Annotated in this window: 10 protein-coding genes; all 10 read left to right on the forward strand. The window is 60.2% G+C overall.

The window, feature by feature from the left end; translation table 11 throughout:
- Nucleotides 1-6: 6 nt before the first annotated feature.
- The 10 genes from AC27K1_RS15715 (at nucleotide 7) to AC27K1_RS15760 (ending at nucleotide 12,434) form a co-directional block, all read left to right on the forward strand.
- Nucleotides 7-810, forward strand: a complete 804-nt coding sequence (locus tag AC27K1_RS15715; protein WP_487151768.1) for an undecaprenyl-diphosphate phosphatase — start codon at nucleotides 7-9, stop codon at nucleotides 808-810.
- Nucleotides 807-1,631 carry a class I SAM-dependent methyltransferase gene (locus AC27K1_RS15720; protein ID WP_487151769.1) on the forward strand — a complete coding sequence of 275 codons (825 nt, stop codon included), beginning with the start codon at nucleotides 807-809 and terminating at the stop codon, nucleotides 1,629-1,631. Before AC27K1_RS15715 ends, AC27K1_RS15720 begins: the two co-directional genes overlap by 4 nt.
- Before the next feature lie 79 nt (nucleotides 1,632-1,710).
- Nucleotides 1,711-1,992: a peptidylprolyl isomerase PpiC gene (gene ppiC / locus AC27K1_RS15725; RefSeq protein ID WP_487151770.1), complete on the forward strand. Its 282-nt coding sequence runs from the start codon at nucleotides 1,711-1,713 to the stop codon at nucleotides 1,990-1,992.
- Nucleotides 1,993-2,497: 505 nt separating this feature from the next.
- Complete coding sequence (locus AC27K1_RS15730) at nucleotides 2,498-4,657, forward strand: methyl-accepting chemotaxis protein (protein ID WP_487151771.1); 2,160 nt, start codon at nucleotides 2,498-2,500, stop codon at nucleotides 4,655-4,657.
- A 78-nt stretch (nucleotides 4,658-4,735) separates the two neighbouring features.
- Entirely contained in the window at nucleotides 4,736-5,221 is a 486-nt protein-coding gene (locus AC27K1_RS15735; protein ID WP_487151772.1) for a chemotaxis protein CheW, read from the forward strand.
- Entirely contained in the window at nucleotides 5,211-6,542 is a 1,332-nt protein-coding gene (locus AC27K1_RS15740) for a CheR family methyltransferase (RefSeq protein ID WP_487151773.1), read from the forward strand. Before AC27K1_RS15735 ends, AC27K1_RS15740 begins: the two co-directional genes overlap by 11 nt.
- A gap of 59 nt (nucleotides 6,543-6,601) precedes the next feature.
- On the forward strand, nucleotides 6,602-7,339 hold the full coding sequence (locus AC27K1_RS15745; RefSeq protein WP_487151774.1) for a chemotaxis protein CheW: 738 nt from the start codon (nucleotides 6,602-6,604) through the stop codon (nucleotides 7,337-7,339).
- Nucleotides 7,340-7,351: 12 nt separating this feature from the next.
- On the forward strand, nucleotides 7,352-10,330 hold the full coding sequence (locus AC27K1_RS15750; RefSeq protein ID WP_487151775.1) for a response regulator: 2,979 nt from the start codon (nucleotides 7,352-7,354) through the stop codon (nucleotides 10,328-10,330).
- Complete coding sequence (gene cheB, locus AC27K1_RS15755; protein WP_487151776.1) at nucleotides 10,327-11,394, forward strand: chemotaxis-specific protein-glutamate methyltransferase CheB; 1,068 nt, start codon at nucleotides 10,327-10,329, stop codon at nucleotides 11,392-11,394. The genes AC27K1_RS15750 and cheB overlap by 4 nt, the downstream gene beginning before the upstream one ends.
- Nucleotides 11,394-12,434 (forward strand): diguanylate cyclase, encoded by a 1,041-nt coding sequence (locus tag AC27K1_RS15760; protein ID WP_487151777.1) that lies wholly within the window; start codon nucleotides 11,394-11,396, stop codon nucleotides 12,432-12,434. Before cheB ends, AC27K1_RS15760 begins: the two co-directional genes overlap by 1 nt.
- Nucleotides 12,435-12,447 lie beyond the last annotated feature (13 nt).

A 12,447-nucleotide genomic window follows, 5' to 3' on the forward strand; every position in this document is an offset into this window, starting at 1 on the left:
TTAGCTGTGGAAACACTGCATTTGATTGCCCTGGCGCTGATCCAGGGCCTGACGGAATTTTTGCCGATTTCCAGTTCCGCTCACCTGATTCTGCCCTCGCAGCTGTTGGGCTGGCCTGACCAGGGACTGGCGTTTGACGTGGCTGTCCACCTGGGCACGCTGCTGGCCGTGGTGGCTTATTTCCGGCAGGACCTGGTCCGGATGGTGGTCGACTGGAGCAAGAGCGTTACCGGTGGTCCATCGACCCAGAACAGCCGGATGGCCTGGTACCTGGTCTGGGCGACCTTTCCCGCCGTGGTCTTTGGCGGTTTCCTGAGCGTGACAGGGTTGGATGACGCCATGCGCTCCGCGACCCTGATTGCCGGTACGACACTGATCTTCGGCGCGTTGCTCGGCTGGGCGGATCGCAAGGGCAAACTGTCACAGCCCCTGGAGCAACTGACCCTGAAACAGGCGCTGATTATCGGCTTTGCCCAGGCCGTTGCCCTGATCCCGGGCACCTCCCGCTCGGGGATCACCCTGACCGCCGGCCTGTTGCTGGGATTGACCCGCGATGCGGCGGCCCGGTTCTCGTTCCTGCTCTCGATTCCCGTCATCGTGGCGGCCGGCAGCCTGAAAATCCTGCAGCTGGTGTCTGCACAGGTGCCCGTGGAATGGGGCATCCTGTTTGGCGGTATTGCCATTTCGGCGGTCAGCGCCTTCGTGTGTATTCATTATTTCCTGGCGTTCATCAACCGTATCGGTCTGATGCCGTTTGTCATTTACCGCCTGCTGCTGGGCGTTGTGTTGCTGGGTGTGCTCTGGCTATGAGTACCCTGAACCTGGCGGTGATGGCCTCACCGGTTGCCGGTATCCAGGCGCGGATGCACCATCTGGCCCATCAGCTCGGTTTACCGCTGGTGGGCGATCAGCCGCTGAAAACCCTGGATGGCTTTGATGCCGTGCTTTATGAAAATGAAGACGGCCTGGGCCTTCAGCTGACAGGCAAGGGCGCGCCCGGGCCGGTGAGGGTCGATTTTGTCGGTGGTTCCGCCGCCCATCGCCGCCGTTTTGGCGGCGGGAAAGGGCAGGATATCGCCAAGGCGGTTGGCCTGGCGGATGCCGGTAAACGACAACTTCATGTGCTGGACGCCACCGCCGGCCTGGGGCGCGATGCTTTTGTGCTGGCCTCCCTGGGATGCCGGATGACGTTGATCGAGCGTTCGGAAGTGGTACAGGCCCTGCTGGTCGATGGCTTGCGCCGAGGGGCGGATGACAGCGAGGTGGGCGCGATCGTCCGGAACATGACCCTGGCGCCGGGGGATGCGCTGGGCGTCATGGCCGCCATGGCGGAAAAGGAAACGGCTTACCGGCCGGATGTTGTCTACCTGGACCCGATGTTTCCCCACCGTCGCAAGGCGGCGGCGGTGAAAAAGGAGATGCGTTTATTCCAGGACCTCGTCGGCGAAGACCCCGATGCCGACGGTCTGCTGACGCAGGCGCTGGCCCTTGCCCGTTTCCGGGTGGTGGTGAAGCGCCCCAGGCTGGCGCCTGACCTTGCCGGCAAACGGCCCAATTACCGGCTTGAAGGGAAATCCGGGCGGTTTGATGTCTATACCCTCGCCAGTATCCGTCAGGCGGAGCCCGCCTGACGGGGCGTCAGCCCTGTTGGCGGTGAATCGTGTGGGTTCCTTTATTCATTTTCACTGATTGACGCGTAGTAGAGAGACAATGGCACGTACCGCGGCAGCAATGCACATCCTGGTTAAAACGGAAAAACAGGCCCTTGAGTTGCTCAAACAGCTGGAAAAGGGGAGCGATTTCAGCCTGTTGGCGAAAAAATACTCGATCTGTCCCTCCAAAAGACGGGGCGGTGACCTGGGTGAATTCCGTAAAGGGGATATGGTCGCTTCTTTTGAGAAAGCGGTGTTTTCCGGCGAACTGCTCAAGCCGATCGGCCCGGTGAAGACCCGTTTCGGGTTTCATATCATCAAGGTGCTGTATCGCAGTTGATTAAAACCCATTCCGTAGCAGGGATGCTGTGGAATAAAGCATCTTAAAGCGCCGGTCGAGTATTCATTGGCGCCCCCGGGTTATTCCGGGTTTTATTAAATCAAAATGTCATTTAATTAACACACTAAATAGCCAAACTTGTTTTTCATCTTTTTTAATATGTCGTTGTTGTCTTTTTTAAAAGGGATCAATGCGAATTCTATAAAAATGAATCGGCTAGGCTTTTAGGTAGTTGCGGAAAAGATTTATTCCGGCTGCACGATCACGGTTGCCGTGGTAACCGTTGATAGAGACAGGCTCAGTATGGCTAATCTCTTTCTTAATAACCTGAAATTAAAAAAACAGATTTTGTCATAAAGCCTTGTTTCTGTTGTCATGCCAGGGCTATTCCGGGGGGAAAGCGCCAGAGGTTCCCAGGCGGCCGGGCATGCAATGACGGGGAACCTGCCGGAACAGGAAACGTTTTTTAATGATCATTGCCGTTCGTTGGAAACATGGATGTCTCTTGAGGAGTGAAGTAATGAATTTCTGGAATCGCCTGGACTTTAAACGAAAACTGCTGATTGTATTGATTGCATCGGGGTTGATTCCGGCATTGACCATTGGCATCGTCAGCCTGACCATTACCTCGGGAGCCCTGCAGAAAAAAGCCTATGAGCAGCTTGAGGCGGTACGGACCATCAAGGCCAACCAGATCCAGAGCCTGATGCTGAAAAGCCGCAATGAGCTGCAAAGCCTGTCGGACAAGCTGGGACTCCAGATCGAAAGTGCCGGACTGGAACAGGCCCGCCGTCATTTCGAGGAAAACAGCATGGGACTGTTTTCCCGCTATATCGAACGCAACGGCTACTACGACCTGTTCCTGCTGGACCTGACCGGCTACTGTTTCTTCACCGTTGTCCATGAAAGCGATTACCAGACCAACCTGCTGACCGGCAAATACAAGGACAGCGGCCTGGGCGAGGCGGTCAGGATGGCGATCCGGACCGATGCCTTCTACATGTCGGACTTCTCCCCCTATGCGCCCAGCGCGGGTGAGCCGGCGGCGTTCATCGCCATGCCGGTCAAGGCCAAGGGTGAGACCGTGATGATTCTCGCCCTGCAGTTATCCATTGATGAAATCAACCATGTCATGACCGAGCGGACCGGCATGGGCGAGACCGGCGAAACCTACCTGGTTGGCCCTGACCAGCTGATGCGTTCGGATTCCTACCTGGACCCGGTGAACCACACGGTCCTGGCCTCGTTTGCCAACCCGGCCCTCGGCAAGGTCAATACTGACGCGTCCCGCGAGGCGCTGTCCGGGCAGAGTGGTTCAAAAATCGTGATTGACTATAACGGCAACCCGGTGCTGTCGGCCTACAGCCCGGTCAAGGTGGCGGACAACGTGACCTGGGCCATTTTCGCGGAAATTGACGAAGCCGAGGCGTTCCAGCCCGTCTACCAGGCGCAGTACACCATGCTGGGCCTGGGGCTGATCGCAATGATCCTGGTGATCTGCCTGGCGCTTTACCTGGCCGGGATGATAGCCCGCCCGATCAAGGCGATGGCGGACATGATGGTCTGCATCCAGAAGAGCGGCGACCTGTCCCGCCGGCTGGACGTGACCAGCGCCGATGAAACCGGGCAGGCCTGCCGCGCCTTCAACCGGATGCTGGAAGAACAGCAGAAAGCCATTGGCGAGGTTCACCAGGTGATGGCGGCGGTGACTTCCGGCGACTTCTCCGAGCGGGTGACCCTGGAAGTGTTCGGCGATTTCGCCACCCTTAAGGACACCACCAACCAGATGGCGGACAGCCTGGCCCAGATTGTTGACAACGTCCAGCAGTCCTGCGTGCAGCTGTCCAGTTCCTCGGTCAACATCAGCTCGACCACCAAGGAGCAGGCGGCTTCCGCGAAGGAGCAGGAAGCCACCACCAATGAAATCATGGGGACGTCCCAGCATATTGCGCAGACCTCCCGCGAGCTGGTCAACAACATGGACGAGGTGGCCCGCGCCGTGGACGACACCTCGGAACTGGCGGAACACGGCCATGAAGGCCTGACCCGGATGCGGGGTACGGTGGAACAGATGGTGTCCGCGTCCCAGAACATTTCCGACAAGCTGACCGTGCTCAATGAAAAGGCCGGCAATATCAACGCGGTGGTCACCACCATCAACAAGATTGCCGACCAGACCAACCTGCTGTCCGTGAACGCCGCCATCGAGGCCGACAAGGCCGGGGAATACGGCGTCGGCTTTAGCACGGTGGCCACGGAAATCCGCCGCCTGGCGGACCAGACCGCGGTGGCCACCTATGACATTGAGGAAATGGTCAAGGAGATGCAGGCGGCGGTGTCCGCCGGCGTCATGGGCATGGAGAAATTCTCCGACGAGATCCGCCAGGGCGTGGAAGACACCCGCCAGGTCGGGGACCAGCTGAGCCAGATCGTCGAGAAAGTACAGGCGCTGGCGCCGCACTTTGAGTCGGTGCACCAGGGCATGCGTTCCCAGTCCGACGGTGCCGAGCAGATCCAGGAAGCCCTGTCCCAGCTGGGGGAAACCATCCGCAACCTGAACGATTCCATGCGGATGTCCAACAGCGAGGTGGAAAAACTCAACGAGGAATCCGAACGCCTGCAGCAGTCCGTTGCGGCGTTCCATGTCGACAGTGATCACCGCTGATCCGGCGCGGGCCGGGGCGGTGTGACGGAGAACAGTCAGCTGAAGGTTTAATCATTAGTCAAGGAATGACGCAGTACGATGATTTACTTACGCTTTGAAATTGCCGGGCAGATCTACGCCCTGGCCAGTGACGCCATCGTCGAGGTAATTCCCTGCCTGCCGGTCAACGGCATGGCCCATACCTCGCCGGCGGTGGCCGGCACCCTCAACTACCGCGCCAGCCAGATACCGGTCATTGACCTGGCCATGCTGTTCAATGGCCAGGTCAGCGCCCGCTACACCAGCACCCGCATCATCGTGGCCCGGTACCGGGACATCGGCGACGGGATCCTGCACCTGGCGCTGATCGCGGAGCAGGCCACCGAAACCATCCGGCTCGATGACGCCGCCTTCGGCCCCCAGGTGATCAACAACGGCCATATTCCCTACTCGGGCGCCGCCACGCTCGATAGCGGGAAACTGATCTACCGGCTGGAAGTGAGCGATATCCTGCCGCCGGACCTGAAAGACCAGCTTTATCCGCAGCATCACCTGGATGAGGAGTCTGTGAACCATGTCGATTAACGCGCTGACCGGTCTGCTGCGGCAACACATTGGTCTTGACCCGGAATCCATAGGCCAGGACGCGATTGAGCAGAGTATCCGGCGGCGGATGAAACTGTCAGGACTGGCTAATCCTGGCCTGTACTACATGCAGGTCTTGGACAGCCCGAAGGAACTGACCGCCCTGGTCGATGAGATCACCGTGGGCGAGACCTGGTTTTTCCGGGAGTTCCGGGCCTTTTCCGTCCTCCAGGAAAAGGCGTTGAGTTGCCTGGCGAGACCTGCCGAGTCACGGTTTTTCAGGGTGGCGAGCATGCCCTGCAGCAGCGGGGAGGAACCCTATTCCATTGCCATGGCCCTCTTCGATGTGGGCCTGCAGGAAAGCCAGTGTCAGGTGGATGGCTTTGACATCAACACCGAAGCCATACAGAAAGCCCGCAGGGCGGAGTATGGCCGGGTGTCCTTCCGCGGCACCATGCCGGATTTTTCCAAACCCTATTTCAGTGAAAAGGGCGACGGCTTCAGCCTGAAGCAGGACGTGAAAAAGTGCGTCAGTTTTCACCACGCGAACCTGCTGGAACTGGCGGAGACCGTGGAGCCCCACCTGTATGACGTGATTTTCTGTCGCAACTTCCTGATTTACCTGGATGGCCCGAGCCGCCAGCGCATGGCGGAGGTGCTCCGGCACTGCCTGGCGGAAGACGGCATCCTGATGGTCGGCCATTGCGAGGCGCCGGGCATCGCCCAGCTGGGATTCCAGACCCTGGCCCGTGACCGGCGCTTTGCCTTTATCCGGGCCGCCCGGGATGGCCTGGTGGTCAGTAAGTCGTCCCTGTCAAAATCCCCGGCCCGCAAGAGCGGCCAGAAAGCCGTGGCGAAAACTGCCGCCGGGTCGGGACGGTCCATGTCACGGGCAGGCGAGCGGCCTGCGAAAGTGGCAAAAGCGCCGGCAGCGAGCGCCGGTACGTCAAAGCTGTCCCGGTCGGGTGCGGCGACGAAAACGCCTGCCCCGCCATCCTCGGCGCAAGCCCCGGCAAGCCTTGATGAACAGATTGACGCCATAGAAACCCTGGCGGACAGCGGCAAGCTTGACCTGGCCCGGGAGCGCTGCCGGCAGTTGCTGCGCCAGCATCCCGACAATGTCGACGTGCAGTTCCTGATGGGGGTGATCAGTGAGGCGAGCGGCGAATGGACATCGGCGTTTCAGTATTTTCGCCGGGTGCTTTACCTCCACCCGGAACACCATGAGGCGCTGTTGCACGGCGCCATGGTGTGCGAGCGGCAGGGCGAAATGGCCAAGGCGGAAAGCCTCCGGTCACGGTTGAGCCGCCTGATCAGTTAGCACGACCCGGCAGACCCCGGTGCGCCAGGGGGGAGAGCGCAGTACAAAGGAGTTGAACAATGGCGGAAGACGAGTCATCACCCGAATTGATCCAGACCGATGGGGATCCGCGGTCGTCCATTGACGCCTGCTGGCAGCGGATCGGTGTCTGGTCCACCAGTGGCGCGACCTGCCCGGAGCTGAAAAACGTCATCCACTGCCGCAACTGCCCGACCTACGTGCAGGCCGGCCGACACTGCCTGACCGGGCAGCCGCTGGCCTCGGCTGAAGAAATGCAGCAGTACAGCGAACTGTACCGGAAGACCAAGACCCTTGCGGACGCGGGCCTGCGGAAAGTGACCCTGTTCCGGTTGGGGGAGGAGTGGTTTGCCCTGGATACCGCCGTGGTCGTCAGCATTCTCAAGCCGGAGCCCTGCTGCTGGGTGCCGCACCGCAGCAGCCGGGGCATCCGGGGAATCGCCAACATTGATGGCGACGCCCTGGTGGTGGTTTCACTGGCCAAACTGCTCGGCATTGTCGCCGGAAAGGACAGTGACGGGGCCGCGCATGACGCGATCAGCAAGGCCTATCCCCGGATGCTGACGCTGGGTAAGTCCGACAGCAAACCCCTGGTGGTTGAAGTGGACGAGGTCTGGGGGCAGTCGCGCTACAGTGCCGACAAGGTGATGCCGCTGCCGTCCACCGTCAGCAAGGCGGTGCAGAAATACAGTATTGGACTGCTGGAACTGGATGGCACGCTGGTGGGCCTGCTGGACGCCAGCCTGTTGCTCTATGGCCTGGAACAGGCCATGAAATAATGGATTAGGGTTATGACAGACAAGGACGCCAACGAACAGGACAGCACCGGCAAGAACGCCACGGGCAACGCCACCTGCAAGCTGTTTCAGGCGGAGGTGGAAAAACTGGCCGAGCGGCTGCAGGCACTGCAACAGGGCGCCGGGATTGAAAAGGGCGAACTGGCAGAAAGCGCCGGGCAGGTAAGGACGGTGCGCGGCGGCGCCAAACTGGCCAAGATCAACCATGCTTCCGGGTTGCTGGACGCCATGCTGGCCTGGTGCGAACACTACTGTGAAAACTGGCGTGAGGATGCGCCGGAAGCGTGCAAACAGCAGCAGTCTGTCATCGGACAGCAAATTCCGGTGCTGTTAAAGGCCTGCGAGTGCCTGGGTTGTATTGCTGAAGAATCGGCAAGCCGGGGCAAAATCAGTGTTGACCTGATCCGTGAAGCCTCTGACCTCTGTACCGGTTTGTCGCCGAACAACACCGCCCCGGAAGGGGCGGTCCTCAAGAAGGCGGCTCCCGGGACACCCAAAGCTGCGGACAGCGCTGAATCTGCTCCCTCGCCGGAGCCGCAGGCGCAACTGGAAGCCCCTGCGCCGACGCCGGATGAACCGGAGTCCAGGGCGGAAGAAGCTGTCCCTGAACCAGAAAAATCGGAACCGACCCCAGCACCAGCACCCGCCGCGGCGCCTGTACCCGAAAAAGAAGTCACGCCCGCCATGCTGAAAATGCGGGATTTCTTCTGGAAAGAACTGGAAGAACGGGTTGAAGTCCTGACCCGGCACCTGCTGGAGCTGGAGCAGGGGCTCAGTTCCCCCCAGCGGCTGGAAACCATGATGCGCATGGCGCACACCATCAAGGGCGGAGCCCGCCTGGCCGACATCGATCCGGTCATGGAACTGGCGCACACCCTGGAAGATATTTTCGTCAGCGCCCAGAAACAGCAGATCACGATTAACAGCAACCATACCGATTTGCTGCTCAAGGGCGTGGACTGCATTGTTCACCTCTCGGAACAGGCAACCGGCAAGGGCGGTTATGACCCGGACTCCATCGCGCAGTACCAGTCGCTCAAGCAGGAACTGGCCAGGGTTCTGACCGATCCCGACAGTTTCAAGGGCAAGGAAAACAGCGGCGGCAGTGAGCATCAGCCTGTTGTCGGGGAAGAGGCCAGCGCACCGGCCGGGCCTGTCGCGGCTGACGGCGATGAAGCGGTCGCGGAACGGGTGATTCGTGTCAATGCTGAAAAACTGAACAAGGTTATCGGGCTGGCGGGGGAACTGTCGGTCGAGTCCCGCCAGCTGAAGAAATTCTGGCAGGAAAACATCAAGCTCAGGCGCAACGCCCGCTCCATGAACCAGGTGGTGGAAAAATGCGTGGCGCTGCTGAAAAGCTACCAGATTGACGAGAGCGACCGGCATTATCTTATCGAACTGATGCGGGAATCCTCGGCGATCGAAGCGGCCGTGAACCACAACTGCGAAGTGCTCGAGGATTACGAGCGCAAGACCACCGGACTGACCGACAAGCTGGTGCGCGAAACCCTGGCCCACCGGATGCGTCCGTTCAAGGAAGGTACCCAGGGGCTGCTGCGACTGGCGCGCACGGTGTCGCAAAAGCTGGGCAAGAAAGCACGGCTGGAAATCCGCGGCGAAAACACCCAGGTCGACCGGGATATCCTGGAGCGCCTGAACGTGCCGTTGACACACCTGATCCAGAACGCCATTGACCACGGGCTGGAAATGCCGGACGAGCGCCGTGACAGCGGCAAGCCCGAGGAAGGCCTGGTCACGGTGGAGGCGAGCCACAAGGCTGGCCTGCTGGTGGTGACGGTCAAGGATGACGGGAAGGGCGTGAACCGGGAACGGCTGCGGGCGTCCATCCTCAAGAAGAACATGGCCACAAGGGACATGGTGGCCAATATGTCCGACGCGGAACTGTACGAATTCCTGCTGCTGCCCAATTTCTCGCTGAAAGACAAGGTGACCACGGTCTCCGGTCGTGGCGTCGGCATGGACCTTATCCACGAGATGGTTCAGGAATTGCGGGGGCGTATCGTGATTCATTCGGAGGAAGGCAAGGGCTGTTGCTTCGAGCTGCTGTTGCCCCTGACCCTCTCCATGCTGCGCTGCGTCGTGGTGGAAGTCTCCGGTTTTTACTATGCCCTGCCGGTGGGTCCGCTGAACAAGGTGCTGACCTTCACGCCGGACGCGATCAATATCCTTGAGAACCGCCAGTATATCCGTGACAGCAGCGGCGTTCAGCTGGGCCTGGTCAATGCCCACCAGTTGCTGGAATTGCCGGAAAAAAATAATCCCTCCACCCGTCGGAAGGCCATTGTCCTGGGCCGGGGTTCCCACCAGTACGCCATGATGGTGGACGCGGTGATCGGGGAAACCACCCTGGTGGAACGGCCGATTGATCCGCGCATGGGCAAGATCAAGGACATCAGTTCCGCCGCGTTCCTCGATGATGGCACGCCCATCCTGATCCTGGATGCGGACGACCTGGTGATTTCCATCGAACGGCTGGTGGCCGGCGGGCGCGTCGACAAGTGTGACAGCGCCGCCTCCGCCGATGAGCGGGCGGCCTCCGCGAAACGGGTGCTGGTGGTGGATGACTCCATGACCGTCCGGGAGCTGGAGCGGAGCCTGCTGGAAGACAAGGGCTACCGGGTCGATATCGCCGTTGACGGCGCCGACGGCTGGAACGCCGTGCGCATGAACGAGTATGACCTGGTGATTTCCGATATCGACATGCCGCGCATGGACGGGTTCGAGTTTATCTCCCATATTCGCAGCGAGCATCACCTGCAGCACCTGCCGGTGATCATCATTTCCTACAAGGACCGGGAATCTGACCGGAAGCGGGGCATGGAAGTGGGGGCGGACCATTATCTCACCAAGGGCAGTTTCATGGATGAAACCTTTATCCAGACGGTCCATGACCTGATTGGCACGGCCCAGGATGGGGACGCCGGTAACAGCGGGGATGGCATAAGCCCATGAAAATTGGCGTGGTGGAACCGAAACTGGCGGAGCGCAGGCGCCTGGTCGCGCTGGTCGGGGATAAGCTCGGCTGGCAGGTGCTCTGGCAGGTCAGCAATGGCCCGGCGGCGGCGCGGCACTGCATGTACACGAAGCCGGACCTGGTGCTGATGGCGCTGACCCTGCCGGGGGATGAGGACGGCATGTCGGCCACCCGCGACATCATGCGGGAGACCCCCTGCGCCATTGTCATCATCACCCGCGCCGAACACCGTAACGCCGGGTTGTTCAAGGCGCTGTCCGCCGGGGCGCTGGACGCGGTGGAAATGCCTTCTGACCAGCCTGACAGCATTGCCCGTTTTCTCAGCCGTATGCAGTCGATCAGGACACTTATCCTGGACCACGCGAAGGCGAATACAGAAGAAAGCAAAGCTGAAACGCCAGTGCCTGAGCTGGCAGGAAACCGCAAAAGCGGGCGGGAACCGGGCCTGCTGATCGCGATTGGCTGCTCAACGGGCGGTCCCGGCGCGCTGGTGGAGTTGCTGGCGGAGTTGCCGGAGAAACTGCCCGCGGCGGTGGTGATTGTCCAGCACGTGGACGAGGAGTACGCCAGCGGCATGGCCGAGTGGCTGGACTCCCAGGTGGCCATGCCCACCCGGATTATCGAGGGCGGCGAGTTCCCTGAGGCCGGCACTGTGCTGCTGGCGAAAACCAATGACCACCTGGTCATGGATGCCGCGGGGCGGCTGTCCTACACCCCTGAACCGGTTGAAAACCCTTATCGGCCATCGGTGGATGAATTCTTCTGTAGCGCCGCGCAGTACTGGCGCAAGCAGATGGTGGCGGTCCTGCTGACTGGCATGGGGCGCGACGGCGGCAGGGGATTGCTGGCGCTGCGGCGGCTTGGCCATCACACCTTTGCCCAGGACGAAGCCAGTTGCGCGGTCTATGGCATGCCGCAGGATGCGGTTCGCCGCGGTGCTGCCGATGAAATAATGATACCTCAGGATATTGGCCGACGGTTACGGATGATAAGCGCGTCCCACCAGGGCAACGGGAACACGCGGGGAGGAAGAGGCCTGTGATGACAGATGACAACTCGACCAGCAACCTGGTTGATACACAGGACCACTGCCTGGTGTTGTTGATAGATGATGACCCCATGGTGGCGGAAGCCCTGCGCCTGATGGTGGAGGGGGCGGATGACCTGCGCATGCATTATTGCGCCGACGCCAGCACGGCCCTGGACGTGGCCGAGCAGCTGAAGCCGACGGTCATCCTGCTGGACATGGTGATGCCCGATATTGATGGCCTGACATTGCTGCGCTATCTCCGGGTCAACGAAGCGACGAAGTCGGTGCCGGTGGTGGCGTTGTCCATGAAAGATGACGCCAAGCTCAAAGCGGATATTTTCAGCGCCGGCGGCAATGATTACCTGATCAAACTCCCGGAATCCATCGAATTGCTGGCAAGAATCCGTTATCACTCGCAGTGTTATATCCGCTTGCTGCAGCGCGACGAGGCGTTCAGGGCCCTGGACATCAGCCAGCGCAAGCTGGCGGCCAGCAATATCAAGCTCCAGCAGCTGGCCAGCATGGACGGGCTGACCGGTATTCCTAACCGCCGCACGTTCCAGGAAACCATTGATACAGAGTGGGAACGGGCGACCCGGGATGGCGGCCCCTTGTCTCTGATCATGATCGATATCGATTTTTTCAAGAAGTGTAATGACCATTATGGCCATCAGCACGGCGACGAAGTGCTGCGTCGGGTGGCCAAGGCATTGGCCGGCTGCATGAAGCGTCCGGCGGATATGGTTGCCCGTTATGGCGGAGAAGAATTTGCAGTACTGCTGCCTGGGACAGATCTGGAAGGGGCTGCCAATATGGGAGAGCAGCTGCGCAGCACGGTTGAAGGGTTGCAGCTGGAGAATGCCAAGTCGCAGGTGTGTGACTGGGTCACCATCAGCCTTGGTGTTGCCAGTTGTATTCCAGTGCCGGGCGAAATTGAAACAGAACTGCTGATTAAACGGGCTGATGAAGCCCTGTATGAAGCCAAGGAGCAGGGCCGAAACCGTGTTATCCAGGCGTCTGAATCGGCTGAGGGGAACAGTGCATCGTCATGATGTCGGGGGCGCA

This window comes from Kistimonas ophiarachnellae (assembly GCF_057552235.1).